This window comes from Sulfolobales archaeon (genome assembly GCA_038881635.1).
Taxonomy (GTDB): Archaea; Thermoproteota; Thermoprotei_A; order Sulfolobales; family AG1; genus WYEN01.
In genome coordinates this window covers 130,685-156,964 of sequence record JAVZPJ010000001.1, presented here as the reverse complement: position 1 = coordinate 156,964, position 26,280 = coordinate 130,685, and the positions used below count along the sequence as shown (strand labels likewise).

Here is a 26,280-nt window from a genome sequence, read left to right as displayed (position 1 = left end):
TAAGGGGTTTATCTCTATAAAGAATCCGGTCTCTGAAAAACAGATGGCTTTCAAGATCTTCTAGTGCTCTGGATAAAGTACTGCACTCCTTAGACTCTTCCATAGATCTATGAGAATGTGAATACGCTACAAGAGATTTGATCTTATATTGCCTTCCTATCATAATCATTAGTGATCTAACATGTCCGTAAAATTTTCAGTAGGGAGAAAGGGTGTTTCAGCAGATCATCCATTAGCAGTTAAAGTTGGCATAGAAGTTCTGGAGAGAGGAGGTAATGCATTTGATGCAGCGATAGCTGTTAGTGCCGTTCTCTCTGTAGTCCAACCTCAGATGGGAGGTCCTGGCGGTGATGGTTTTATGATAGCGTTCTCAGGTAATGATCTTATAGCTTATGCATCTTCTGGAAGAGCTCCTAAGGGTTTTGATGCTGAAAGATATCTTAGAGAAAAACCTTATAGAGGTCCTCTAACAGTCACGGTTCCCGGTCTCGTATATCTATGGGGCTACATACATGATGAGTATGCTACACTCTCTATGGAGGATCTTTTGAGGCCTGCCATTAGTCTAGCCTATAACGGCTTCTATGCCGGGTGGTTTCTCTCAAGATCTTCTAGGTTATATGAATCAGAACTTGATGCCTACGAGTGGAGAAAATACTTTAAGGGGGTTAGAGAAGGTGATCTTATTGTCAACAAGGATATGGCTAGAACTCTTAGAATTATAGCTTCCAGGGGTTGGGATGAGTTTTATTATGGATCTCTTGCTGAAGAGATAGTACTTCAGCTTCAGAATCAAGGTGTAAATATAGATCTTGATGATCTGATGGATCACGAAGGTTTTAGTATAAAGCCTCTGAAACTCGATATAAATGAAAGAGTATTGTACGAGCTACCACCAAATACTCAGGGGATATCAACTCTTCAACTTATAAGTGCCCTCTACGAGCTTGAATTGTACAAGTACGAGTTCAAAGATCCTGAAAGAATATATGCGTGGAGTAAGCCTGTTGAAGAAGTATATAGATTCAGAGATCTCAATATAGGAGACATTGATTACATGAGAATTAACGTGGAGAATCATGTTAGATACTCTACGATACCTAAAAAATATGAGATAAGAAGTTCTACCAATCTTAGAGATGGAGACACAACATTCTTCATAGTATCAGATGGAGAAAGTTTAATAGGTTTTATACAAAGTCTCTTCTATCCCTTCGGCTCAGGTCTTATCGCCGGAGGTTTTCCAGTACAGAATAGAGGGTATGGATTCTCTAAAGAGAAAGGCTTGCCAAACAGCCCAGCACCTCGAAAGAGACCTCTTCATACACTCTCGATTCTAGCTGTAGAAGATAATAAAATGAAGTATGTAATCGGCTGCACAGGAGGAGATTACAGACCTCAAATACACTTAAGGCTTTACGAAAATCTCTTCATATATAATATGAATCTTGTCGAAGCATTAGCAGCACCAAGATTTATATATACACAGCCTCTAGATATCCAGAAGATAGTAGAGATAGAAGAACCTTTAGAAGCTCCGAGATCAGAGTTTATCAAGGTATCTAGAGTAGGATATCATAAAGGAACAGGACATGCACATATAGGTGTTATGAGCGAAAGAGGAATTATAAAACTCGCCAGCGATCCTAGAACCGAAGGAATTTCTATTTCTTCGTAAATCTTTTGAGCAAAAGAAACCTGATTCTCTCAAAGCTCGGACATGATAATATTCCTAGCGCCGGGGACGGGATTCGAACCCGTGCAGGGGATCTACCCCTAGAGGGTCTCGAGCCCTCCCCCTTAGACCGCTCGGGCACCCCGGCCCCGGTATATGTATATCAGTTCTAAAGGGATATTTATTTTTCCTAACGACTAATAATAAATTGATGGAGTCCAATTCTACTTCTAATAATAAGAGTGAATGGATGCCCTTGCTAGCCTCAGGTGTTATTGGAGCTGATTATACTGTTGTAAAGTTCTATATTGAAGTTGCCAGAGAGATGAACAAGGATTACAGTAGTATACTTATCTCTTCCGAAGATCTCGGTTATGTGAAGCTTGCTGTTGAGAATATGGCCTCGAGAAAATTAGATTTTCTAATAGATCTTATTTCTAAGAGATTTACGGATAGGATAGATCCCTATATAGCCAGAGAGACTTATAAAAGATACCTAAAGGTAGATGTTGATGAGAGAACAGCTGTTCAAATGCTAGCTAGAGTTCTTGCTGTATGGTGCATAGAAGCAGCAGAGGTTTTAGGCTATGTGAAGCTTCAAAAATCTTATGGGTGAGAATATGTTATGCTGGAGTCATGGAGAAAGAAAATGGATTGAGGTGAAAGCGGTGGATCTCAGTAGGAGAGAGGTTTTGAGTAGAAATATCATCGTATCACTACCGCAGGATCTAGGTGTGAAGATCTCTAGTGCTATCGGTGTAGGAAGAATAGCAGAATCGTATAGAACAGGTGAGAGTGCTGTAGGTAAGCTAGCTCTTTATGAGATAGATCTTGAAAAACCTCTATGCAGACTATGCCCAGCTCATGTAACAGATCTTATAGAGCTTAGAAGCTCATGGATTAGAGGACCTGAAATAGGCTTAGCTTATGATCTGGGGATTGGTGAGAATCTTCTTAAGAGAGTGAGCGGTAGTATAATGATCTTAGGCGAATCTCTCAATAGCATGGCAGTAGCTTTGATAGCTTATAGAAGTGGCGTCAGCATATACACTCTTCGAAGGAAGATTCCTGGTGTAAGGGTTCATATGCTCACACAGGATAGCTGGGATGAGGCTAAGGTAAGAGAATTCTATATAGGGGGTAGACTTTCCGATGATGAAAAAAGTTTTCTCGAAGAGAAGCTATCTCATGCGAGAAAGATCAAGTTATTCTATCATCCTCTAATGAAAGGTAGTAGATTTATTCTCAGTCTTGGCGAAAGCATTACTTTGAGAAGAATCTCACATCCTAGGGTAAGTAGCAGAAGCATATCATTAGCTTCTAGGCTGTATAGACTAGCCTCGGAAAAATATCTTGTAACAGTCACACCAGGAACCGAGATTCCTGAGAATATCTATACAATTATAAACTTTAGAAGAGAGAAAGAACAGAAACAGTAGAAATTTAATATCCTCCGAAAAAACTATACAGGTATGAAAGCTCTAAGACTTCACAAACCTAAGGATCTTAAATATGAGGAAGTACAAGATCCTGTTCTTGAAGATGATTGGGTTCTTCTAAGAATTAAAAGAGTTGGTATATGCGGAACAGATAAGGCCTTCTACAAAGGGACATATAAACCAGGCAAGATTCCGATAATTCTAGGACATGAGATAAGTGGAGTGGTAGTTGATGTTGGAAGGAGAGTATCAAAAGACCTTATCGGCTTGAAAGTTACGAGCGAGATTAACATACCCTGCAGAAGATGCTGGTTCTGCAGAAATAACATGTACACTCACTGCCCATACAGAAGAGTTTTAGGGATAACAGTAGATGGTGGAATGGCCGAATACATGACTACAAGGTCTGATGTGATTCACGTAGTAGAAGATCTCTCTCACGAAAAAATAGCATTTATAGAACCTCTAGCATCGGTAATAGAGATGATTGAAATGGATCCTCCCAGACCTTTCTCTAACATAGCTGTTATAGGAGTAGGAAGCATAGGTCTTCTCTCGATACAGGTTCTAAAATTGTTCAAGCCTAGAAGACTTATAGCCGTTGTGAGAAGTGATTCTCCTAAGAAGAAACTTGCAGAACTACTTGGAGCAGATGAGGTTGTTGAGCTCAGTGAATTGAGAGAGTATATAAGAAGAAACACTCCAGAAGGAGCAGGTTTTGATTATGTTGTTGAAGCTACAGGAGATCCTGGAGCCTTAGACCTTGCAGTAGATATAACAAGACCTCGAGGAGTTATAGCGTCTAAATCTACTCACGGTTCGAGCGTAAGCTTCAACTACACGTCTATGATTGTCAAGGAGTTAAAGATCGTAGGAAGTAGATGTGGACCTTTTGATAAAGCTATAGATCTTCTGAGATCAGATCTTATAAAAACTAGTGAGCTAGTCACCGGAGTGTATCCTTTATCAAGAGGTGGAGAGGCTTTTGAGAGAAGTTTTGAAAGAGATCAGATAAAAATACATTTAGAACCCTAAAGCTATTCCTTGACATAGGGCTGACCTAGAACTCTAGGCATTCTAATCTTTCGAGCTATTAAAATCACTACCACCAGTGTTGATAGGTAGGGAAGTATTAAGAATAACTTCTCTTGAGCTATGAAAACCTGACCATACAATGTAGCGAGTTTTATAGGTATATATGTTGATAGAACATCAAAGAAACTGAAGAGCATGGCTCCTGCTATAGCTAGAAGAGGATTCCAATTACTGAAAGCCACATTAGCCAGAGCTATAAAACCTCTCCCAGCTGCTATGTTTCTAGTGTACTGTCCTATCCATGACACAGATAGAAAGGCTCCTCCCAGTCCTGCTAAACCTCCTCCTACTGCTGTAGCGAGAATTCTTATCAGATAGATGTTAACCCCTGAGATCTCAGCAGATCTAGGATCCTCTCCGCAGGCTCTTATCATAATCCCTATAGAAGTTCTGTAAAGAATCCACCAGATAAGAACAGCTATGCCTATAGCTATAAAGGCTATCGGTTGAATTATCATGGTGTATCCCTCTAGAGAAAGCGTTATAGTATAGGTTTTATTCATCAATGTCGGAGATGCACCATGGGCATTCCATACACTTATAAGCCCGAACACTCCTAATCCGTATGCAAGCATGTTAAAACCTACTCCAATTATAATCTGATCGCTTTTTAGATACAAAGAGAGAAATGCGTGGAGAGCTCCTGAGGAAAATCCTACTATGAATCCTACGAGAAGCCCTAGATATGGGTTTCCTGTTTTAAATGATACCAATATTGCTGTGAAAGACGATAGGAGAAATATACCTTCAATACCTATATTAACTATGCCAGATCTCTCCGTAAGAATCTCTCCTACAGATGCTAATAGTATAGGTGTCATTGAGATGAGAGTTAGAGAGGTCAGGCCTAGTAGATCCTCTATCACTCTACAGCACCTCTCTTAATTATTTTAAATATCATGGGTGCGGATAATGAGATCACTATTATCCCTATTATTACATCTACTATCTCTGGAGCAATTCCAGTAATTCTTTCAGCATTCTGACCTCCTATTACTAGACCTGCTACAAATATAGATGAGAGAATTATTCCAAAAGGATTGTTTCTACCTAATAATCCTACTCCTATTCCTAAAAATCCTATACCATATAAAGCTGCCATTGTACTGTCAATCACATGAGGTCTTACACCCATGGGTATTAAAGCACCTGCTAAACCTGCAAGAGAACCTCCTAGGATCATTGAGTAGAGAATGCTTTTCCTAGGATCTATCCCAGCATATATAGCTGATTTAACAGAGGTTCCTGAAACTCGGATCATGAATCCTAAAGCAGTATGTCTTAATATTATGTAAGATATGACAGCTACCATGAAGGCAGTGAGAAACATTATATTAGAGTCTATGGTTGCTGTTGACGGAACAGGTCTAGATTGGTAAGGCGCGTTAGGGTCGTAAAGATATGAACCTATGAAGAATGATACAAGATAATACATAATCCAGTTCAACATTATAGCAGACACTACTTCATTAACATTTCTATAAATCCTCAGCAGAGCTACTGAAAGTGCAAGTATGCATCCTCCTAAGACTCCAGCTAGTGCAACAAATATAGGGTTTCCCGTGTAATAAGAAGACGCTAAAGCTAGTAAGGCTCCTAAGTATAGCTGTCCTTCTCCTCCTATATTGAATACTCTAGCTGTAAAAGGTATTGAGAATGCTAGACCTGTTAAAATATATGGGCTTGCTTTAGTCAGAAGATACTGTATATCGCTATAACCCGTGCTGAACATCACATTTATAACTCTTAAAGAAGGATATCCTGTGATCTGAAGGAAGAATATGCTAATAACAATAGCTATAGCTAATGAGATCAAGGGTTGTAATAAGGATTCTAAGAATCTATAAGCAGAACCTCTCAACAATTAACCCTCTTCTCATTTGTTTGTCAACTTCAGCCTCCCATTAAAACTCCTAATCTTTCGAGAGTGAATTCATGAGGTTTTCCTACGGCCTTTATCTCTCCTCTATTCATGACGGCTATTCTATCGCTTAATTCAAATATCTCATCAAGATCTGAGGAGAATAATATTATACTCCTACCTCTATTTCTGAAGTTTCTTAGAAGATCTCTTATATACTTAGTGGACATTATGTCAAGACCTCTTGTAGGTTCTGAAACTATTATCAGGTCTGGCTCTCTAGATATTTCTCTACCTAGCATTAATTTCTGTTGATTCCCTCCACTAAGATATCTCACATCAGTATCAAGAGATCTTGCTACAACCTTAAATTTTTCTACGATTTCACTAGCTTTCCTAGCAGCATCTCTCCATCTTATCATACCTATTCTGTTAAGATATTCTCTGAAGTTTGTAAGAATAATGTTTTCTACAATGCTCATCCCATGCACGAGACCTACATCTCTAGATTCTGGTATAAAGGAGATCCCTAAGCTATATCTTTTATAAGGATTCATATGCGTTATATCTATACCCTTAAAAAAGATCTTTCCTCTCTCTATCTTTCTCACACCTGCTAAAGCTTCTGAAAGCTCTGTCTGTCCATTACCTTGAATGCCTGCTATACCTAGGATCTCTCCTCTGAAAACCTTTATGGAAATACCTCTAACCACTTCAAAACCTCTTTGATCTCTTACCCAGAGATCTGATACTTCTAAGATGCTTTCCGAACTCTCAGCCAAGATCTTTTCAGTATCAATATTCTTATCAATGATCTTACTTTCATAGCCTTTGTAGGCTTCTATTTGAACCATTGCCTTCGCCAGCTCCTCTTCAGATACCCTACTCAGATCATTGAATACTCCAGCCACTCTACCTCTTCTTAGAACTGTAACCCTATCAGCTATTTCTTTAATCTCTCTTAACCTATGTGTTATATATATCATGCTATAGTTCTTCTCCTTAAGTCTTCTAAGAATATTAAAGAGTTCTCTTACCTCTAATGGGTTTAGAACTGATGTTGGTTCATCCAGGATCAAAACTCTAGCTCCTCTCATCAATGTTTTTACGATCTCAACCCTCTGCTGAATACCTACAGGAAGATCTTCGACATATTCCTCGTAAGGGAGTTTAAATCCCAGAGCTTTGGAGTATCTTTCAGCAAGATCTATAGCATCTTCATATCTAACAGATTTTCTTATAGAAAGAAGCGAGAGATATAAGTTCTCACCTACAGTAAATGTTGGTACTAAGGAGAAGTTCTGGTAGATCATACCGATACCATGCTTTATAGCGTCCCAAGGTCCTCTAAACTTAGTAACTTTACCAAAGATCTTTATGATTCCTCGTGTAGGCTTTATCTCTCCATACAAGATCCTCATAAGAGAAGTCTTACCAGCTCCGTTTTCACCTAATATCCCATGGATCTCTCCTTCTTCTACAGACAGATCTACACCTCTGAGAGCATACTGACCATCAGGATAGATCTTCTCAATACCTATCATTTCTATAATAATCTTCTGCTGTGTCATCAAGACCTACCATCGTTAAGATATTGACATATTTAAAAAAGAATTAGAATCTACTATCAGGTTATAGAGCCCTTCTCTAGAGCAGCATTAAGATTTCCTTTCAAAAGCTCTGATATGATCGAATTGTATTCGTTCTCATCTCTAGGAGTTCTGAACACTATCTCACCACTCTTAAGCATTTTCATGAGATTATCTGCAAGATCTTTTGCATAGGCTGGTATATACTTGGTTCTAGTCTCATTAACTATCCTAACAATGTCATCCGGATTCATACCTCCAGGTAGCTTACCCTCTTCATAGGCTATCTCAGCAAAATACCTAACACCATCTAGATCCCAGATACCCACACCTTCTTCAGCAACTCCCAGAGTGATGATCCCAGGCGTCCACCGGTTTTCAACAATCATTTTTATAGCAGTATAAACTGCAACATCAACTCTCTTAGAACCACTCAGAGGTATATACTGAGGAGCATACCACTCCTGACTCGCATCCTGACCTATCCCAAAAGCAAGACCTTTACCTTGTCTATTCCAGTCGATTACAGCGTTAAACATACCAACATGAGTCAAGCCGGCAAGCCCATATAGTACTCTTGCTCCTTGTTCGAGCTCTTGCATTGCAGCTATATAACCTTTCTGAGGATCTACGAAAGTTCCTGTGTACTGCCATATCAGATTGATCTTCTTACCAGTCATCTTCTCAAAGTATTTAGCTCCGAAGAGATATCCTATATGAAACTTCCATAGAGGAGGTATAGACATTCCAGCTACAGCACCTATAGTACTGCTATTAATACTATAAGCCATCCCAGAAGCTAGAATACCTACTATGGCTCCTACTTCTTGCTCTCTGAATAATATGTCTACCTCATTAGGTCTATATACTCCTGTTGTAGCATCTATCAGAGCATACTTCTGAGAAGGATATTTATCAGCGGTGACATTGAGTGGCGAGGTCCATAGAAATCCTACCAGCACTAGCAACTGGTATTCTCCAGACCTGCTTAAACTCTCTAGTAGAGGTACCATGTCATCTAAAGATCTCGGGGTTTGATAAACGATCTCTACACCCAGATCTCTTCTAGCTCTCTCAGCTCCTAGAGCAGCCATATCATTAAAACTCAGATCCCCTCTACCTCCTACATCGAATAGAATAGCGATCTTAATTTTCCCAGGCATTGTTGCAGTGGTCATCTGGGTAGTCGTAATAGTAGATGTAGGTCCTGATTGCATAGTGTAATAGTAGATCACACCCGCCACAACGGCTATTAATATAATCCCTATAACAACTACAGCAACTGTTCTAGAGAAAGCTTCTCTCAATACATTCACCAAGAACTCTTAATCATAAAACTTAAAAAGATTAACCATCTCATGTAGAAAGAGTGCTAGGATAGTTTTATATTAATGATGTAAAAATATTTTTCTTGAAGAGCTCTATGAATTCTTCTGGAGTTCTTCGAAAAGCTATATTATATAAGAGAATCGATGAAGACATCATACAATGTCTTGTATGTGAGAGAAGATGTATGATAAGGAATGGCTCTACAGGTATCTGCAAAAACTACGCAAATATAAATAACGAACTGTATCACTTAGGATACGGTGCTCTAAGTGCTGTTGAGAGCAGACCTATAGAGATCAAACCCTTATATCATTACTGGCCTAATAGCACTTCGCTTACCTTCTCAGGCTATGCATGTAATTTCTACTGCCCCTGGTGTCAGAATCATCATATTAGTTTTGTTAGGACAATTCCCCAGAATAAAGAGATCATACCTCCTGAGAAACTTGTAAAGCTGGCTATTGAATCAGGAGATGAAGGTCTTTGCGCCAGCTTCAACGAGCCTGCTACAATCTTTGATTATCTGATAGATGTCTTCTCATTGGGGAGGAAGAGAGGACTTTATTCTACTATCGTGACTAACGGCTACCTGACTCAGAGAGCTATAGACATGCTAGTCGAATCTGGGGTGGATGGATGGAGTATAGATATAAAAGGTTGTCCTATGATGAGAAGAGCTCTTGCATCAATAGATCATGAGATTATATTCAGAAATGCGAGAAGAATACTAGATCAAGGAGGTCATGTGGAGATGGTTTATCTTGTCGTGACTAATACAAATGATTTCGAGGAATGCTATAAGTGGATTATATATAAGCATGTGGAGATTCTTGGAGAGAATATACCTTTGCATGTGAATAGATACTATCCAGCTAATTATTGGAAAGAGCTTTCCACACCTGTAGAGAAACTCTATAGAATTGCTGAAGAAGCTAGAAGAAATGGTGTAGAGTATGTGTACATAGGTAATATAGGAGATCCTGAACTTGAAACTACTAGATGCCCCAAATGCGGCAAGATTCTTGTCAGAAGATTCATGTATAGAGTTGTATATTTCAGATTAGATAGAACAGGCGGAGAATATAGATGCCCTAGATGCGGTTATAAGATCTATATGAGAGGAGCCTACATAGATAAACATTAGTAAGAATAGATCTTGAGTTTCTTCGAGAACTATCCATCTATATCTCTAATAAATCCAGAGCCATCGCACACCGTATTTCTTGTATGAAGCTCTACAAGGTCTTCTCTACATGTTGCAAACTTAAGTCCCATACTCACTGCATACTCTCTTACCATAGACATCATCTCGCGCCTAAGATTCTTGGGGAGATATTTGTAGCCTTTGAAACTCTCTCCTTCAACATAGTATAAATCGTAAAGCTTCTTTCTGAGATGAGGAAATGCTTCTGAAATTCTTTTAAAATTATCAGGCTTGGCTTTGTATGTTGACGATGTTATCTGGAGAGCTCCTACCTCAGCTATTTTCTCTACTAATCTTTTTATGCTTTCATCATCGCTATTGATATAAGGTATTATGGGATCGATTCTTACAGTTATAGGGATCCCGAGCTTGCCCAGCTCTTGAATAGCTTTTAATCTAATAGATGGAGGTGGTGCTCCAGGTTCGAGAACTGATGCTATCTTCTCGTTTAAGGTTGTTATGGTCACCGCAACAGCTATTCTATTACGATATCTTTCTATGAGATCTTTATATTCAAGAAGTATATTTGGTGCTTTGGTTGTGTAAAGTATCTTATACCCTCTAGAAAGGATCTCTCTAGAGAGTCTATATGTTATCATATGATCTTTCTCCATAGGCTGGAAAGGATCACTACTTGCAGAAAGTTCTATTACAGATCCTCTCGGTATACTATTAAGATCTCTTCTAGCATCAGCAAGAATTCTCTCCTTGAGTCTTGGTCTGAAGAAATCTTTTATATAACTAGAGGCATAGCAGTAAAGACATTTATGACCACAACCTGTGTAAGGATTTACAGTCCATTTGAGAGGACATGTACATAGAGGAGAATTCCAAGGATCGAAGGGTCTGATAACTCTCCATCTATTCATACTCTCTTATATATTTCTAGGTGTAATCAGCTAAAATTCTATTTCTAATAGCTACTTGAATGTCTTAAATATCTTGCTATAAAAGAATATTTGGATATATTCTCATCTCTTTATATCTTGTGTATTCGTAGAATATGTTTTGGCTTCGTAAAAACTCTGCAGAGTTGTTAGGTGTGGTCTGAGGTATATATAAAGTATTGATCTCTCTACTCTTTTCATGATTTAAGTTTCGGATCTGATCTTAAATAATTCCTTATCTTAGATAGAATGGTTCTGACAATTGAGAAGCATGTGGTATTGTCCTGAATGTGGTTTTACAGAAGATATATGGCGTAAATATTATTATAAATGCCCTAGATGCGGCGCACCTTTAGATGTCAGATACGATGTCTCCTATGAAACACGTGGTGGAAGAGGTTTCTCAAGATTTGAGAGTATGCTACCTTTCGTGCCTGAGAAGAGTAGAGGTGAAGGATCTACACCTCTAGTTATAGAGAAAGAAGAAGAGGTTTCTCTACTTTTTAAGCTAGAGTATCTCAATCCTAGTGGTAGTTTTAAGGATAGAGGTACGGCTCTCTCTATATATTACGCCAGAAGGCTTGGATTTGAGAATATAGTGGAAGATACTAGTGGTAATACAGGGATCTCTGTTGCACTATATTCGAAACTCTATGGTATGAAATCCAGGATTGTGATGCCTAGAACAGCTCCTGAGGGTAAGAAGAAACTTGTCAGAATGCTTGGGGGAGAGATTATAGAGACAGAGACAAGATCTGAGGCTTCAGAGAAAGTACTAAGCTTTCTAGGTGATTCATATTATGTAGCTCATTTGTGGAGCCCTTTCTACATCATAGGAGCCTCTACAATAGCCTATGAAGTATTTGAAGAATACTCTGCTCCTGACGCAATCATAGCTCCTGTAGGCTCTGGAGGATTAATCCTGGGAATTATAAGAGGTTTCGAGAATCTATTGAAGGAAGGTAGGATTAGAAGAATGCCTAGACCGATAGCCGTTCAAGGTTATAGTTCTCAACCCTTGTACGTGAAGATCCATGGGGAAAGAGTTATAGGGGAGGACTCAAGTTTAGCTGATGGAATAATGGTTCAAAACCCACCTAGATTAAATGAGATAGCTAGTAAGATCAGAGAATATAATGGAGAGGTTGTTCTCGTGGGAAACAGCGATATTAGAGCCGCATGGAATCTGCTATTAGAGAGAGGATTTCTAGTAGAGCCTACATCTGCAACAGTTTATGCGGCTTATATGAAGATCAGAAAGAAACTCGAAGGATTGAAAGTACTCCTACCATTAACAGGTTCAGGTCTGAAGATGTAATCGTACATATCTAACTTCCATACCGAAACACTTATTATCCACATCTTAAGATAATAGTGGGGGCCCGTCGTCTAGCCTGGTTAGGACGCCGCCCTGACGCGGCGGAGGTCCGGGGTTCAAGTCCCCGCGGGCCCATAGAAGACTTATGGAGAGGTTATATTACTTCTCAACAATCTATATCTAGTGGGGCTATCTCGTGTCGAGAGATATTTTAAAAAGAATTCTAGGAGAGAAGAGGGATTTTGATAGGCTTCTTACTCTTGTGCTCACCTTATCCTCTCTCATGTTTCTCCTACTTTCAGTTATTTATCTAATATATGATAGACCTCTTGCCTCTCTCCTATCATTTATAATAGGTGTGATACTTCTCAGTAGTGGTCTAGGCGTGTATAGGTCTTCTAGAGCACTTGTTTAAGAAAGGTGTTATACGTGGAGGATCTTGTTCTCGGTATAGAATCTACTGCTCATACTTTTGGTGTAGGTATAGTATCTGATGAGGAGAATTTCATATTAGCTGATGAGAGGGTTGTATATAAACCGGAGAGAGGAGGGATCCATCCAAGAGAATCTTCTAGATACCTAGCATCCGAAGCTCCAGAGGTTATTAAGAGAGCTCTAGAGAGTTCCGGTATCAAACTACGTGAAATTAATGCTATAGCAGTGTCTCTAGGCCCGGGTCTAGGACCTGTTCTCAGGGTTGGAGCTACAATTGCTAGAGCTATGGCAAGCTTCTATAGAAAGCCTTTAATACCTGTTAACCATGCTGTTGCTCATATAGAGATAGGTTTGAGACTTACAGGAGCTAGAGATCCTGTTATAGTATATCTCTCAGGAGGTAATTCAGCTGTGATAGCATTAGTAGAGAGAAGATACAGGATCTTCGGTGAAACTCTTGACATAGCTCTCGGGAATCTTCTCGACACATTTGCTAGAGAAGTTGGTTTAGGACCTCCATATGTTGTGGATGGACTTCACGTGGTTGATAGATGTGCTGAGAAAGGTAATGATATAGTTGAGGAGATACCCTACGTTGTTAAAGGCCAAGATCTTTCATTCTCAGGAATACTAACAGCGGCTCTGAAAGCTTATAGAAGAGGTGAGAAGCTCGAGAACATATGCTACACACTAAGAGAGATAGCTTACTCTATGGTTGCAGAAGTTGCCGAGAGATGTATTGCTCACACGAGAAAGAAAGAGCTCATGATAGTTGGAGGGGTTGCAGCAAGTCCTGTACTAAGAAGAAAGATGGAGATTGCCGGAGAGAGACATGGAGCGGAGGTTTATGTGGTTCCTCCTAAATATGCTGTTGATAACGGTGTTATGATAGCTTGGACAGGTCTTCTCATGTATAGGTCTGGTATCTCTATAGATATTGAAAGAAGCGTTATAAGACCTCGATGGAGGGTTGATGAGGTTGAGATCATATGGAGATCTTGAAAGAGATAAGTAGAGGAGCTGAAGCGGTTTTATATAGGTCTAGATTCTTTGGAGTTGATGTTGTTATCAAGTATAGAGAACCTAAGAGATATATGGATCCAAAGCTTGATAAGGTTATGAGAGAAAGAAGAACTATTAATGAAGCTAGAGTAATGAAAGAACTCAGAGATAGAGGAGTTGAGGTTCCTTCAGTGCTCTACGTAAATCCTGAGGAAAGTATCATAGTGATCGAATTTATCGAGGGAATCTCTCTCAGAGATTATCTGATGAAAGGAGGAGATCCTCTGAAAATTCTTAAAGCTGGAGAGATTTTGGGTAAGATTCATTTGAACAATATATTTCATGGAGATCCTACGGTGTCAAACTATCTAGTAGACGCTCTGGGAAGAGTATGGATCCTTGATTTCGGGTTATCAGGATATAGCAAAGATATAGAGGAGAAAGCTGTGGACCTCCATCTTGCTTATAGATCCTTAGAAACACTACCTCTATCCAATACAGATGAATTGAAAAACTTATTCTTCAAGGGATATAAAAATATGTATGAGCAAGCTGATGAAGTTTTAAAAAGAGCCTATGAGATCCGTATGATGGGTAGATATGTAGCTGAGAGAAAGATTAAAGGTGTATACAAATTCTGAAAAATGAAATAACTTATTTTCTCTCGGTTCTTCCCAAATATTCCTCTACAAGTCTGTTGATCTCTTTGCGGCCGAGAGTGGATAAAGGTTTCTCCGGTATGATACCCTGAGGTCTGAATAGAACTAAGAGCACTATAACGAGACCTACCAATATGTACTCAAGCCATTCTGGACTGATCATAAGATATGTGGAGATAAGGCCTTTATAGACAATTATAAAGGTTCTCGCTATAGAGAATATGAGCACGCCTAGAAGCACACCGAAGTTATTACCTGTTCCACCAAGCATCATGAAAGCCCAAGGCCAGAAGGTCCATACAAGTCTTGTATATGTCACAGCTTTAAAGCTTCCAGTGTACATGCTCCATAAAGCTCCTCCTATTGCTGCAAGAGCTCCTCCTATGATCAGAGTGTTTCTTCTCAGACTAGTGATACTCTTACCATAAACAACTGCAGCTACCTCAGAATCTCTTACAGCTCTTAAAACCCTTCCATAAGGGGATCTTGTTAAATATTCTACATAGACATACACTAGAATAGCTATCGCTAGAATTATAGCTACTGCACCAACAAATCTATAACCGCCTAAGAATCTAAATGGATCAGGCACGAGAACACCTGTTGTCCCCCCAGCTAGAGGTTCGAAATTCCAGGCAATGGTATTCATTATATCTCCAAATGCTAGCAGTGTTATTCCTAGATAAGCTTCTTTAAGTCTGAGAGCTGGATATGCAGTTAGATATCCTATTAAACCGCCTAAGAGTGCTGCTAGGATCAATGTCATGATTAGATACTGTAAAGATAGCAGAGGATTGTTAGCTAGGATATCTGATATCTCGCTGACAATCCTATAATTATCATATCCTGTATACTCCATACCCCAAGGAAATCCTAGGTAGAATGCTATAATCCTTCCAGAGATACCTCCAGCAACTATAGCTCCCATGAGAACTGTGAGGACTCGACCGAACTGAGGAAGTCCTAGAAATCCCACCTCTAGATTAAGGCTTAAGGTCACTATAAGATATATACCGAAGTTAAGTAAGATCTGCATTATAAATATCGACAGCTCACCATCCATAAGATCACCTCAGTATCTCTCTGAGTTTTCTGTATAAACCCTGCCAATTAACACCAGCTAATCCTGAAGGCTGGATTAGTAGAGTTGCCACCATTACAGCTAGAGGGATTGCAGGTCTGTAAGCTAGAATTCCTCCTCCTAGGTATATTGAGAGAAGATATATACCAATATACTCGCTTAACCCTATAAGAAGACCTCCTAAAAGACTTCCGAAGATAGAGTATAGACCTCCTACTATAGATCCTGCGAAGAATGAGACTATTAGAAGCATTCCAACATAATTATTACCGGTTTGAACCAGGCTCAGAAAACCCCCGCTAAGCCCGGCCATGAAACCTCCTAATATCCAGGCTACGAGATATATAATATATGGATTCACACCGAGACTAGCTGCGAGACTAGGATTTTCTATAGAAGCTCTCATAGCAATACCAATCTTTGTTCTCGTTAGAAGCAGATGAAGGAATAACACACCTACTACTAGGATCAGAGGACCTACAAGACCTGCACCTCTTATATTCAGATATGGTATTGTGAAATCTTTCGTTTCAAGCACGAAGAAGAATGGATTAACAGGAATATTCCTTGCTGCTATTAATCTCGCTATATAGTCTATATAGACGTTAAGAAATCCGAAGAAAATAAGATCAACTCCTAAGGTAGACATCATAAGGGTGACTTCGCTAGCTCCTCTCTCTAAAAGTCTTCTGTTAACTGCTAAATAGAGTATAATTCCTAGGAGCGAAGAGAACAATCCTGCTAGAGGTAGATAGTAATAAGGAGAACCTCCAAAGAATGTAGTCATGGTAAATACAATATAGAATCCCCATGCAACCATGCTAGCATGAGCGAAATTAAATGTTCGAGTAGTACTATAGATCAGGGTTATAGCAGCAGCACCAATACCTATACCACTAGCATACGCCAGAGCCTTAACTATGAGATCTGATTCTATCAAATTGTAGCACCAGAATACTTTGTTAGGTTCATCTTATATATTTTTATTAAGATGGATCATCATTTTTCTAGATTTGTGAGTCTTATCTTATATAAAATTATTATCTAGAAGCTTATTTTAAAATTTATAATACAAAAAACTTATATACTTTCTAAGACAGAATCCTTTGGGTTTTGAACATGAGTAAAGCCGGTATATCCAAGATCACGGCAGTGGCTTTATCAATAGCACTTCTAGTGGTAGGACTTATAGGAGGTTATCTACTTGGAATATCCATGGCACCCCCAGCGGGTGTGGGAACAGCCACCACAGCAACTGTCGCTGTTACAGCACCAGCGACTGGGCTTAGCGGGGATATACCTATTGGTATGACAATACCACTTACAGGCGTTCTATCAACCTTTGGAAAACAATATAGAGTTGTAGCTGAAAAAGCTGCTGAGGAAATCAACTCTTATCTAGCTTCTCTCGGGAGGCCTTGGAGGATACGTTTAATATTTGAAGACACTGCTACAGATCCTAAGACAGCTCTAGATAAGGTTATGGCATTACATGGTAGAGGGGTTAAGGTTTTTATTGGTCTCGCATCCAGTGCTGAGGTTGCTGAGGTAAAGAGTTATGTAGATGCTAATAAACTTCTGGTTATATCGCCTTCTTCGACTTCTCCGGCTCTAGCTCTTAATGATATGATACTGAGATACACGCCAAATGATCTTTATCAGGGTAAGGCTATAGCTAAGATCATGTGGCTCAGAGGTGTGAGATGGATTGCTCCTATATGGAGAGGAGATACCTGGGGAGACGGGCTTGAGAAGGCTACTGTAGAGAGTTTTAATAGCATATGCAAGGCCAGTGGCGAATCCTGTGGAGTGCTTGAAGGAGTAAGATACGATCCTGCAGCTAAGGAGTTCTCTGTAGAGGCAAGCAGGTTGAATTCTATAGTATCTGACGCTGTGTCTAAGTATGGTGCTAATAAAGTAGGTGTTCTCATGATAAGCTTTGAAGAAGCAGCTGCATTAATAGCTGCAGCTAAGAATTATCCGGTTCTTGGAAGCGTTATATGGCAGGGATCCGATGGAACGGCAGCAGTGCAACCGCTTCTAGATCCTCCTATAGCTGAGTTCGCCGTTAAAGTTAAGCTGTGGAATACAATGGCTTCACCAGGAATATCTCCATATACTGAGAAGATCAGAAAGTGGGTTAAAGATGCGTTAGGAATGGAGCCTATGGGATATACATACTTCGTATATGATGCTTTATGGACTGTAGCTCTGGCCATAGATGCATGCGGCAAGTATGATGGTGAAGCAATTAAGAACACATTACCATTAATTCTCTCACACTACATAGGAGCCTCAGGGTTCATTGTTCTTGATAGCAACGGTGATAGAGCTCTAGGAGATTACGATCTGTGGGCTGTGGTATTCGAAAATGGCACGTATACGTGGAAGGTAGTAGGACTATATCGTGGGCTTACAGAGACAATAGAATTCTATACATAAAAACAAAGAACTTTTTTATTTATATTTCTAGTATATCTTTGTTCTCTTAAGTCAGAAGCATAATAGAAAGTTTATAAGGGTTCATACATCATGGCATATTGATGGTGCTCTTGAAACCAATAGCTTTCTCAAAATACTCTAGAATTAGCTCTCTATCTATACATCTAGGGCGAGTATTCTCGAATTCCGATCAAGAAAAGATGAATTTCAAATACCAGAGATTCGGCAAGAGATCTAACTCTCTGAGGAGAGAATACACAAAGCTGAATCTCTCTATTTCGAAGAGAGTCTTAATTCCTCAAAGCATTGAGAAGATCATGGGGTGTTTCTATTGAGCAGAGAATTAAGCGAAAAAACTTCTATTCCCATTCTGGAGACCAGGGATCTTGTGAAAAGATTCGGTGGTCTAGTAGCCGTTAACAGGGTTAATATGAAGATTTTACGAAATAAGATAACTCTTCTGATAGGACCTAATGGTGCTGGGAAGACGACATTTGTAAATCTATGTACAGGTGTGTTAAAAGCTGATGAAGGGAGAATCATATATAGACCGGATCCTGACGGAAGTTCTATTGATATAACAGATCTAGAACCTCATAAGAGGTATAAGATGGGTATAGTTAGAACCTTTCAAATACCACAACCCTTCTTATCTCTCACAGTACTAGACAACGTGCTTGTTGCAATGAACAACCCCGGTGAAAATCCTCTTATAGCTCCTATAAAAAATTTATGGCGTAAGAGTGAAGAGGAGAATATCTCTAAAGCTCTTAATATATTAAGAATGGTAGGTCTTGAAAAGAACTGGGATCAGACCGCTAAAGCTCTCGGAGCTGGACAACTTAAGATGCTAGAAGTTGCTAGAGCTCTCGCGACAGGAGCGAATCTTATAATCTTAGACGAGCCTATAGGAGGCACAGACCCTGCATACGCACACGAGATCTTTAAACAGATTAGAAAGATTAGAGAGAATAGTAGTGTGAGCTTTCTGGTTATAGAGCATAGAATAGATATAGCGCTTCCTTTCGCAGATTATGTCTATGTTATGGATAGAGGAAGAGTAATAGCGGAGGGAGATCCTCAGAGTATTGTTAATAATCCTCAGGTTATAGAAGTTTACATAGGGTGATCTAATGCCTCTTTTAGAGACCAGAAAACTCTTCTCGGGATATGGAAGTCTCAAAGTTCTCTTCGACGTTAATTTTAGTGCGGAAGCTAATAAGATAACAGTTGTCGTAGGACCTAATGGAGCTGGAAAAACAACTCTGATGAACTCTATAGTAGGTCTCGCAACTCTTTTCTCAGGAAACATATTCTTTAAAGATAAGGATATAAGTAGAATGCCCCCATACAAGATAGCTAAGCTAGGGATCTCATACGTGCCTCAAATAGGTAATATATTCTCATCGTTAACAGTAGAAGAGAATCTTAGAATGGCAGGATATCTTCTTCCTCAGGAGGAGATTAAAGATAGAATAGAAGAGATCTTAGATATATTTCCTGTGCTTTCAGAATTTAGAAGAAGAAAAGCTGGGACGCTAAGTGGTGGTGAGAGAAGAATGCTAGCAATTGGCATGGCTCTTATGAGAAAACCTGAGATAATGCTTCTAGATGAAGTGACAACAGATCTGGCACCTAAGATAGTCAAAAAAGTTCTAGATACCGTAGTTGAACTCAGAGATAGACATAAGATAACAATAATATTAGTAGAGCAACACGCGGCAAAAGCCCTTCAGATAGGAGATAAGGCTTACCTGCTGGTAAGTGGAACTATAAGGTATGAGGGAGAACCTCAAGAGCTTCTTAAGAATCCTGACTTTGCAAGACTATATCTAGGGATCACATAAGAGTTTATTTATTTTCTATTCTGAGACATTTCCCGCATACCTCTATCTTCATAGTAGCCGCTGGATATAGGTTCTATCAGATCTTTCAGTCTTCTAATTTTCATAGCTCTGAGAGCTGGATAGGAGAGTGTGAAGATTGCTAGAAATCCAAAGATCCTATAGAGTATTACGAAACTTGCAGCTACCTGAGGTGAAAGTCCTGAGAGCTGGAGTAGAAGTGTCGTGAAAAGTTCTAGAAGACCTATTGAACTACTGAATGAGAGAGGCATGATCCAGTAGATAAGCTGAACAGATAAAGCAACAGTGAAAGATTCCATGATACTTGTATACGTGGTGAAGCCTGATATAATAAGATATGTTGTTACTGTTAAGAGAAACCATTCTCCTATTGAAGTGGTGAAAGCTAGAGAGGAATATGGTATCGAAGTAAAAGATCTTTTCAGGGAATCTCTATATTCATAGACAAAGATCTCTGGATTGAAAGAATACTTCCTAGAAAACTTTTTCTCTACAAAGATAGTAATTTTATACATAAAATTTCTGAAAAAAGAACTTCCAATAATTCCAGCAAAAGCTAGCGTAGGAAGGATCACTAGAGCTACGTAGAATGTTATTATAAGTAATTGCGCTGACTTTAAATAGGTACCATAGAGGAGAAAACCTAATAAGTAGATTGCTACGAATAATATTAAACCTGATAAAGATAGATATAATCTATGAAGTATTACTGAGGATATAGCTGTAGAAGGCTTTAGATTCATTCTCCTCATCGAGAGAACCACCCTAACAATATCTGTAACAGCTCCTACAGGAAGTAGGTATCCCGATAGAAGAGATACGCCCGTTATACCTATACAATCTCTCACTCTTACACCTCTCTCAAACCGATTAGAGATTAAAGAGAAGAACCATGTGAGAGCATGAAGAATCATTCCAAGGATCATGGTTAATAAGACCAGGGCTAGAGTATATGGCGAGAGTTTTAGAACCAGCACGATGATATTATTAAAACCTATGAAGAACAGATATCCTATAAACGCTGCCAATCCTACTAGAAGTATCACATGAGATTCTAGATCTCTTAAGCTCAACCTAATCCTTGTGGAATTTCATCTTGAAAAATAAAAACCATAAACTATAAACTACTTCTCATTCTTGATATCGGATCACAAGCTCTCCTCCCACTATCTCAGCCTTAACTCTTTCTCTAATACTTCTCTTAAGAATCTTACCGACAGCACTCTTAGGAAGACTTCCTACAAATAAAATCTTTCTAGGCATCTTGTAGGGTGCTAGATGTTTTCTGAGATGCTCTATGAGATCCTGCTCGCTTATCTTGCCTTCATACTCTTTCTTCAAGACTACAAACGCTATGGGCAGCTCTCCTGATACACCCTCGGGATCTCTTATGCCAACTACCGCAGCCTCGTATACTGCCTCGTGTTTGTAGAGAATTTCTTCAATCTCTCTAGGATACACAGAATATCCTTTATACTTTATCATATCCTTCTTCCGGTCTACTACAAAGAAGTATCCCTCCTCATCCATATATCCTATGTCTCCTGTTCTAAACCATCTTAAACCACCTAATTCGAAGAATGCTCTTTTATTCTCCTCCGGCATGTTATAATATCCTGCGAATACTTGAGGTCCGCTTATCACGATTTCACCGATCTCGCCGGGAGGTAGTAGAATAGGTTCATCAGGGTGAGCTATGGCTGCATAGGTATTTGGTATGGGAACACCTATAGAACCCTCCTTATATTTACCCATCAGAGGATTAACATGAGTGACCACAGCAGTCTCAGTAAGCCCGTATCCTTCTCTAAGCTTAGCTCCTGTAAGAGCTTCAAATTTCTTCAGGATCTCCACAGGCAGAGGCGCTGCACCACTTATTGCTGCCATGAGAGAGTTAAGCTTGTACTTTCTCGATAGAGGACTGTTCACTATGTACGTATAGATAGTGGGAACACCATGAAGTACATCGATCTTGTACTTCTGAACAGCTTTTAGAACACTTTTAAGATCCCATCTTGGGAATACTACTATTGTTGATCTTGTGTATACACAGGTCATTAGAGTAACTACTAGACCATAGATATGGAACCAGGGCAGGACACCAGCGTAGACATAGCCTCTCTTTATATTATCTTTTTTCGGAGGATGCCACTCAGCAACTTGTTGCATATTAGATACAACATTCCTGTGGAGAATTAGAGCTCCTTTAGGGATTCCAGTAGTTCCTCCAGTATACATTATAAGAGCAGGATCATCTGGTGTAACATTTACTTCAGGAGGTTTTCTAACACCTTTTCCGATCTCAGAGTAGTATCTCTTCAATATGGGATAGAGATTCTTAATTCTATTACTCTCAACAACTTTAGGAGGTTTCTCTTTTAATCTATAGAGCAGGTTGAGCGGAAACCCTAGAGCATCTGATATACTTGTAACATAAACCCTTCTAAGAGGTACTTCTTCTTCTATTTCTCTATACCTGTTGAGAAAAAGATCTAGAGTTATAAAATATTTCGCACCAGAGTTTTTGAGCTGAAACGCTATTTCTGAAGATGTGTACAGAGGATTCATAGGAGATACAATACCTCCAGCCTTTAGAATTCCGAATAACGAGATCACATACTGTGGAGTGTTTGGAAGCTGTAAAGCTACTACATCACCTTTTTTAACACCATCTTCGGCAAGCATAAGAGCCATGGCATCCGATAATAGATCTATTTCTCTATAAGTGTATCTTCTGTTGAAGAATATCAGAAAATCTTTTCTAGCAACCTCTCTCGCCACCCTTCTAAAGACTCCATGTATTGTATCAATCTCAAGATCTATTTTCTTATTTACGTAATTATCATAAACCTTAGTCCAAGGCGTTGATAGAATCCATTCTAGCACGTTCTTATAATCTCGGCTCAAAATACCACCATAGATGTATTTCTCATCAAAGTTTTTAAATTCATTATAGAAGACAGAATCTTTAAAAGAATTATTAAGAATAGAAATATTTACGATCTTAATATATGAAATAAGAAAATTGAATTACTATTAAAAACCCTGTTTAAGAATTATATTCTAGATCTGCGATCAAAATAATAGTTTCTCAGAATAATATTATTTAACTTATTATAAAGTTTATTATCCTGTACCTCTCTATTAGTTAAAGGGGACTGCAGTGGATTATTCTTTTAAAGTTTTTAATAGAGAGTTTATAGAGATCCTTAGTTCTATTATAGAGGCTTGGGAGAAGGAAAAAATAGAGGAGGGATATAGAGATCGTAAGAAGTCTTTTGAAACAGAATCAGGTATTCCTATAAAGAACGTGTATACTCCTCTAGACATCTCAGATCAAGATTATATACAGCAGCTTGGGATGCCAGGGCAGTATCCCTTCACTAGAGGAATACATTACAATATGTATCGCGGAAGAGTTTGGACTATGAGAGAGTTCAGCGGATTTGGAACTCCGGAAGATACTAACAGAAGATTTAAGTACCTGATAGAACATGGAGAAACAGGGCTTTCTATAGCGTTTGATTTCCCTACATTGTTAGGCATAGATCCTGATGATCCTAGAGCTTACGGAGAGGTGGGGGTAGTAGGAGTTTCAGTACCTACGCTCAATGATATGGAGGTGATATTTAATGGGATAAACATGGGGGAGGTTACCACTAACATGACTATAAATCCTCCTGCACCTGTTATGTTAAGCTTCTATGTAGCCACAGCTAGAAGTCAGGGTGTTCCTGATGAGAAGATCGGAGGAACTACGCAGAATGATCAGTTGAAAGAGTTCATAGCTCAGAAATCATGGGTATTTCCGCCACAGCCTGCTCTTAAGATCGGAGTAGATCTCATTGAATGGAGTATTAAAAATCTTCCCAAATGGAATCCCATAAGTATTTCGGGTTATCATATATATGAAGCAGGAGCAACAGCGGTTGAAGAGCTAGCACTAACCTTAGCTGATGGTATAGAGTATGTTAGAGAAATGATTAGAAGAGGATATAAGGTAGATGATTTTGCTCATAGGCTCTCCTTCTTCTTTGCTTCAGGGGTTCAGGTATTCGAGCACGTAGCTAAGTTCAGAGCTGCAAGAAGAATGTGGGCTAAGATTATGAAAGAATGGTTTGGAGCTACTAAGAAGAGGAGTATGTGGCTTAGATTTCATACCCAGACTAGTGGTGTTGAGCTTACGGCTTTAGAGCCTTATAACAATATTATCAGGGTCACTCTACAAGCTCTGGCAGCAGTTCTGGGAGGAACTCAGAGTCTTCATACCAATGCATTCGACGAGGCACTAGCTTTACCTACAGAATTCTCTGCAAAAATAGCTCTAAGAACCCAGCAGATCTTAGCATATGAAAGCGGGATAGCTGATACGGTAGATCCTTTGGGAGGATCTTATTATATTGAGTGGCTCACAGATAGAATCGAAGAAGAAGCATGGAAGATTATATATAAGATAGAAGAGATGGGAGGCATGATCAACGCTATAGAGAAGGGATACCCACAATCTCTTATAACCGAGAGTGCATATAGAAAGCAGAAGTCTATAGAGGAGATGAGAAAGATCGTGGTCGGCGTTAATGCATTCAAAGGAGAGATACTTGAAGAAGAGAAGAGAATACCTCTTCTCAAGATCGATGAAGAAAAAGTTAGAGAACAACAGATACAGAGAGTTAGAAGGGTTAGAAGTGAGAGAGATCCTGCAAAGTGGAGAAGTTCACTACTAGAATTAGAGAGAGCTGCCATGAGAGGAGAGAATATAATGCCGTATGTGTATAATGCGGCTATTAGTAGAGCAACACTGGGAGAGATCATGGGAACACTCAGAGAGATCTATGGTGAGTGGAGTGAGCCTATATATCTTTAAAACTAATACCGAGGGATATTATGATCCTCTACTCAGAAGAACTTATAGGGTCTGAGGAGTCAAGCCTTAGAGAATATAGGAAAATACCTAAGATCATAGTCGCGAAGCTAGGTTTAGACGGACATGATAGAGGAGCTAAGGTCGTTGCAAGAGCTCTAAGAGACGCGGGATTCGAAGTAGTGTACACAGGAATTAGACAAACTCCTGAAATGATTGTGAACACAGCTCTACAAGAAGATGCCGATGTAATTGGTATTAGCATGCTAAGCGGATCTCATATGACTTTAGTACCTATGGTGCTGAAACTTCTTAAAGATAATGGTGCTGAAGATATAAAAGTTGTTGTTGGAGGAACCATACCCCCAGACGATGCTGAAAAGCTTAAAGAGATGGGTGTAGCAGAAGTCTTTCCCCCTGATACACCTCTCTCTTATATCGTTAAAAGAATTAAAGAACTTGTAGAGGAGAGGAGAAAGTGAGAATAGATGCCGAAGAACTCTTTGAGAGAGCTCTTAAAGGAGATATAAGATCTATATCTAGGATTCTCACTATAGCAGAGTTTCCAGGTGAAATAGATCCTGAGATTTATAGAGGGATAGTGAAGAGAGTAATTAAAAATGGTGGTAGAGCTCATGTGATCGGAGTGACAGGAAGCCCCGGAGTCGGTAAAAGTACTCTTATTTCGAAACTTATATCTATGTATAGAAGCAGAGGAGAAAGAATAGGTGTGATCACAATAGACCCTACATCTCCCTTTAGCAGAGGCAGTTTTATGGGGAATAGAATTAGAATGCAACATCACTCACAGGATCCTAATGTTTTTATAAGGAGCACTGCAACACGTGGAGTTAGTGGTGGTCTGAGTATCTCAACTGTTATGCTTGTTGAGGTGTTCGATGGCTTAGGCTTCGACAGGATCTTTATTGAGAGTGTTGGTGTTGGTCAGATTGACGTGGATATACACAATATAGCTCATACACTGATCAACGTTCTCATACCCGGCGCCGGTGATGATATACAACTTCTTAAAGCGGGTCTTATGGAGATAGGAGATTTTTATGTATTAAATAAGGCTGACAAGCCCGAATCCGAGCAGATGTTCAAAACTCTACGCGAGATATTAGAAATACTCCAGAATCAAGGCTTATCTGATTGGAAACCTAAGGCTTATAAGGTTTCTGCAGTACTAGGAACAGGTATAGAAGATCTAGTTAAAGGATTAGATGAACATAGAGAGTATCTAATGAAGACAGGAAGCTTTGGGAATATTGTGAGTAGAAGAAGAAAATATTCAGCAAAGATCATATTACGACACCTTCTAGAGAAAACCTTGGAAAATTACATAGATAGAGAGAAGGAGTATCTAGACAGAATAGCTTTAGGAGAAATAGATCCTTTTACAGGATCTGTGGAGATCTTCAGAAGATTTGTGAGAGAAATACATCGAATCAGATAAATTAATCTATCACTTATTCCACGAAATACATCTAATAATGCTCTAAAATTTAAGAATCTTGCCAAGTGAACTTACTTGC

The 26,280-nt window shown here is 39.2% G+C and carries 24 protein-coding genes and 2 tRNA genes; 16 read left to right on the top strand and 10 right to left on the bottom strand.

Features of this window, described 5'->3' with window-relative positions; all coding sequences use genetic code 11:
- Positions 1 to 181 precede the first annotated feature (181 nt).
- Positions 182 to 1,678, top strand: a complete 1,497-nt coding sequence (locus QXS89_00795; GenBank protein ID MEM3830730.1) for a gamma-glutamyltransferase — start codon at positions 182 to 184, stop codon at positions 1,676 to 1,678.
- A 58-nt stretch (positions 1,679 to 1,736) separates the two neighbouring features.
- On the opposite strand, the gene QXS89_00790 is transcribed toward QXS89_00795, so the two are convergent.
- Positions 1,737 to 1,823, bottom strand: a tRNA-Ser gene (locus tag QXS89_00790).
- A 102-nt stretch (positions 1,824 to 1,925) separates the two neighbouring features.
- Between QXS89_00790 and QXS89_00785 the strand changes: the two genes are divergently transcribed.
- The 3 genes from QXS89_00785 to QXS89_00775 are packed head-to-tail and all read left to right on the top strand — an operon-like array spanning position 1,926 to position 4,149.
- Positions 1,926 to 2,291 (top strand): hypothetical protein, encoded by a 366-nt coding sequence (locus QXS89_00785; GenBank protein MEM3830729.1) that lies wholly within the window; start codon positions 1,926 to 1,928, stop codon positions 2,289 to 2,291.
- A 4-nt stretch (positions 2,292 to 2,295) separates the two neighbouring features.
- Positions 2,296 to 3,114: a hypothetical protein gene (locus QXS89_00780; protein ID MEM3830728.1), complete on the top strand. Its 819-nt coding sequence runs from the start codon at positions 2,296 to 2,298 to the stop codon at positions 3,112 to 3,114.
- 33 nt (positions 3,115 to 3,147) lie between these two features.
- The gene (locus tag QXS89_00775) at positions 3,148 to 4,149 is read left to right on the top strand and encodes an alcohol dehydrogenase catalytic domain-containing protein (protein MEM3830727.1); all 1,002 of its coding nucleotides are present in this window, start codon (positions 3,148 to 3,150) and stop codon (positions 4,147 to 4,149) included.
- 2 nt (positions 4,150 to 4,151) lie between these two features.
- Here the strand turns inward: QXS89_00775 and QXS89_00770 are convergent, their stop codons facing one another.
- From QXS89_00770 to QXS89_00755, 4 genes are read right to left on the bottom strand one after another with little or no spacing between them, the layout of a single operon-like run.
- Positions 4,152 to 5,075, bottom strand: coding sequence for an ABC transporter permease (locus QXS89_00770; GenBank protein MEM3830726.1), 924 nt, complete (start codon positions 5,073 to 5,075; stop codon positions 4,152 to 4,154).
- On the bottom strand, positions 5,072 to 6,070 hold the full coding sequence (locus QXS89_00765) for an ABC transporter permease (GenBank protein ID MEM3830725.1): 999 nt from the start codon (positions 6,068 to 6,070) through the stop codon (positions 5,072 to 5,074). Before QXS89_00765 ends, QXS89_00770 begins: the two co-directional genes overlap by 4 nt.
- A gap of 32 nt (positions 6,071 to 6,102) precedes the next feature.
- Positions 6,103 to 7,641 carry an ABC transporter ATP-binding protein gene (locus QXS89_00760; GenBank protein MEM3830724.1) on the bottom strand — a complete coding sequence of 513 codons (1,539 nt, stop codon included), beginning with the start codon at positions 7,639 to 7,641 and terminating at the stop codon, positions 6,103 to 6,105.
- A gap of 56 nt (positions 7,642 to 7,697) precedes the next feature.
- The gene (locus QXS89_00755; protein ID MEM3830723.1) at positions 7,698 to 8,966 is read right to left on the bottom strand and encodes a BMP family protein; all 1,269 of its coding nucleotides are present in this window, start codon (positions 8,964 to 8,966) and stop codon (positions 7,698 to 7,700) included.
- Between the two features lie 116 nt (positions 8,967 to 9,082).
- Between QXS89_00755 and QXS89_00750 the strand changes: the two genes are divergently transcribed.
- On the top strand, positions 9,083 to 10,132 hold the full coding sequence (locus QXS89_00750; GenBank protein ID MEM3830722.1) for a radical SAM protein: 1,050 nt from the start codon (positions 9,083 to 9,085) through the stop codon (positions 10,130 to 10,132).
- A gap of 29 nt (positions 10,133 to 10,161) precedes the next feature.
- On the opposite strand, the gene QXS89_00745 is transcribed toward QXS89_00750, so the two are convergent.
- Positions 10,162 to 11,061: a radical SAM protein gene (locus QXS89_00745; GenBank protein MEM3830721.1), complete on the bottom strand. Its 900-nt coding sequence runs from the start codon at positions 11,059 to 11,061 to the stop codon at positions 10,162 to 10,164.
- Positions 11,062 to 11,350: 289 nt separating this feature from the next.
- Between QXS89_00745 and QXS89_00740 the strand changes: the two genes are divergently transcribed.
- The 5 genes from QXS89_00740 to QXS89_00720 all read left to right on the top strand — a co-directional run bounded on the left by QXS89_00740 (position 11,351) and on the right by QXS89_00720 (position 14,475).
- Positions 11,351 to 12,397 (top strand): pyridoxal-phosphate dependent enzyme, encoded by a 1,047-nt coding sequence (locus QXS89_00740; GenBank protein MEM3830720.1) that lies wholly within the window; start codon positions 11,351 to 11,353, stop codon positions 12,395 to 12,397.
- 60 nt (positions 12,398 to 12,457) lie between these two features.
- Positions 12,458 to 12,532: transfer RNA gene (locus QXS89_00735), tRNA-Val, on the top strand.
- A gap of 61 nt (positions 12,533 to 12,593) precedes the next feature.
- Positions 12,594 to 12,812, top strand: coding sequence for a hypothetical protein (locus QXS89_00730; protein MEM3830719.1), 219 nt, complete (start codon positions 12,594 to 12,596; stop codon positions 12,810 to 12,812).
- 14 nt (positions 12,813 to 12,826) lie between these two features.
- Positions 12,827 to 13,834, top strand: a complete 1,008-nt coding sequence (kae1, locus tag QXS89_00725) for a KEOPS complex N(6)-L-threonylcarbamoyladenine synthase Kae1 (GenBank protein MEM3830718.1) — start codon at positions 12,827 to 12,829, stop codon at positions 13,832 to 13,834.
- Positions 13,822 to 14,475 (top strand): Kae1-associated kinase Bud32, encoded by a 654-nt coding sequence (locus QXS89_00720; protein ID MEM3830717.1) that lies wholly within the window; start codon positions 13,822 to 13,824, stop codon positions 14,473 to 14,475. The genes kae1 and QXS89_00720 overlap by 13 nt, the downstream gene beginning before the upstream one ends.
- A 13-nt stretch (positions 14,476 to 14,488) precedes the next feature.
- Here the strand turns inward: QXS89_00720 and QXS89_00715 are convergent, their stop codons facing one another.
- Entirely contained in the window at positions 14,489 to 15,556 is a 1,068-nt protein-coding gene (locus tag QXS89_00715) for a branched-chain amino acid ABC transporter permease (GenBank protein MEM3830716.1), read from the bottom strand.
- Positions 15,557 to 15,560: 4 nt separating this feature from the next.
- The gene (locus tag QXS89_00710; protein ID MEM3830715.1) at positions 15,561 to 16,514 is read right to left on the bottom strand and encodes a branched-chain amino acid ABC transporter permease; all 954 of its coding nucleotides are present in this window, start codon (positions 16,512 to 16,514) and stop codon (positions 15,561 to 15,563) included.
- A 179-nt stretch (positions 16,515 to 16,693) separates the two neighbouring features.
- Between QXS89_00710 and QXS89_00705 the strand changes: the two genes are divergently transcribed.
- The 3 genes from QXS89_00705 to QXS89_00695 all read left to right on the top strand — a co-directional run bounded on the left by QXS89_00705 (position 16,694) and on the right by QXS89_00695 (position 19,863).
- A complete protein-coding gene (locus QXS89_00705; GenBank protein ID MEM3830714.1) occupies positions 16,694 to 18,016 on the top strand; it encodes an ABC transporter substrate-binding protein in 1,323 nt (440 codons plus the stop codon).
- Between the two features lie 331 nt (positions 18,017 to 18,347).
- A complete protein-coding gene (locus QXS89_00700; GenBank protein MEM3830713.1) occupies positions 18,348 to 19,145 on the top strand; it encodes an ABC transporter ATP-binding protein in 798 nt (265 codons plus the stop codon).
- 4 nt (positions 19,146 to 19,149) lie between these two features.
- A complete protein-coding gene (locus QXS89_00695) occupies positions 19,150 to 19,863 on the top strand; it encodes an ABC transporter ATP-binding protein (GenBank protein MEM3830712.1) in 714 nt (237 codons plus the stop codon).
- 8 nt (positions 19,864 to 19,871) lie between these two features.
- Here QXS89_00695 and QXS89_00690 read toward each other — a convergent pair whose 3' ends face one another.
- Positions 19,872 to 20,954, bottom strand: a complete 1,083-nt coding sequence (locus QXS89_00690) for a lysylphosphatidylglycerol synthase transmembrane domain-containing protein (protein MEM3830711.1) — start codon at positions 20,952 to 20,954, stop codon at positions 19,872 to 19,874.
- Positions 20,955 to 21,012: 58 nt separating this feature from the next.
- Positions 21,013 to 22,788 carry a long-chain fatty acid--CoA ligase gene (locus tag QXS89_00685; protein ID MEM3830710.1) on the bottom strand — a complete coding sequence of 592 codons (1,776 nt, stop codon included), beginning with the start codon at positions 22,786 to 22,788 and terminating at the stop codon, positions 21,013 to 21,015.
- 256 nt (positions 22,789 to 23,044) lie between these two features.
- Between QXS89_00685 and QXS89_00680 the strand changes: the two genes are divergently transcribed.
- Genes QXS89_00680 through meaB form a run of 3 tightly spaced genes read left to right on the top strand, consistent with a single transcriptional unit; the run spans position 23,045 to position 26,201 of the window.
- Positions 23,045 to 24,745: a methylmalonyl-CoA mutase family protein gene (locus QXS89_00680; protein MEM3830709.1), complete on the top strand. Its 1,701-nt coding sequence runs from the start codon at positions 23,045 to 23,047 to the stop codon at positions 24,743 to 24,745.
- Positions 24,746 to 24,765: 20 nt separating this feature from the next.
- Entirely contained in the window at positions 24,766 to 25,224 is a 459-nt protein-coding gene (locus tag QXS89_00675; GenBank protein MEM3830708.1) for a cobalamin B12-binding domain-containing protein, read from the top strand.
- Positions 25,221 to 26,201: a methylmalonyl Co-A mutase-associated GTPase MeaB gene (meaB, locus tag QXS89_00670; GenBank protein MEM3830707.1), complete on the top strand. Its 981-nt coding sequence runs from the start codon at positions 25,221 to 25,223 to the stop codon at positions 26,199 to 26,201. The genes QXS89_00675 and meaB overlap by 4 nt, the downstream gene beginning before the upstream one ends.
- The last annotated feature ends 79 nt before the right edge of the window (positions 26,202 to 26,280 follow it).

Excerpts from the sequence above, each read along its gene's own strand:
- QXS89_00705 (MEM3830714.1), top strand. The coding sequence starts at position 16,694 with ATGAGTAAAGCCGGTATATCCAAGATCACGGCAGTGGCTTTATCAATA.
- QXS89_00715 (MEM3830716.1), bottom strand. The coding sequence starts at position 15,556 with ATGGATGGTGAGCTGTCGATATTTATAATGCAGATCTTACTTAACTTC.
- QXS89_00740 (MEM3830720.1), top strand. The coding sequence starts at position 11,351 with ATGTGGTATTGTCCTGAATGTGGTTTTACAGAAGATATATGGCGTAAA.
- QXS89_00775 (MEM3830727.1), top strand. The coding sequence starts at position 3,148 with ATGAAAGCTCTAAGACTTCACAAACCTAAGGATCTTAAATATGAGGAA.
- QXS89_00675 (MEM3830708.1), top strand. The coding sequence starts at position 24,766 with ATGATCCTCTACTCAGAAGAACTTATAGGGTCTGAGGAGTCAAGCCTT.
- QXS89_00720 (MEM3830717.1), top strand. The coding sequence starts at position 13,822 with ATGGAGATCTTGAAAGAGATAAGTAGAGGAGCTGAAGCGGTTTTATAT.
- QXS89_00760 (MEM3830724.1), bottom strand. The coding sequence starts at position 7,641 with ATGACACAGCAGAAGATTATTATAGAAATGATAGGTATTGAGAAGATC.
- QXS89_00780 (MEM3830728.1), top strand. The coding sequence starts at position 2,296 with ATGTTATGCTGGAGTCATGGAGAAAGAAAATGGATTGAGGTGAAAGCG.
- QXS89_00695 (MEM3830712.1), top strand. The coding sequence starts at position 19,150 with ATGCCTCTTTTAGAGACCAGAAAACTCTTCTCGGGATATGGAAGTCTC.
- QXS89_00785 (MEM3830729.1), top strand. The coding sequence starts at position 1,926 with ATGCCCTTGCTAGCCTCAGGTGTTATTGGAGCTGATTATACTGTTGTA.
- QXS89_00745 (MEM3830721.1), bottom strand. The coding sequence starts at position 11,061 with ATGAATAGATGGAGAGTTATCAGACCCTTCGATCCTTGGAATTCTCCT.
- QXS89_00750 (MEM3830722.1), top strand. The coding sequence starts at position 9,083 with ATGAATTCTTCTGGAGTTCTTCGAAAAGCTATATTATATAAGAGAATC.
- QXS89_00795 (MEM3830730.1), top strand. The coding sequence starts at position 182 with ATGTCCGTAAAATTTTCAGTAGGGAGAAAGGGTGTTTCAGCAGATCAT.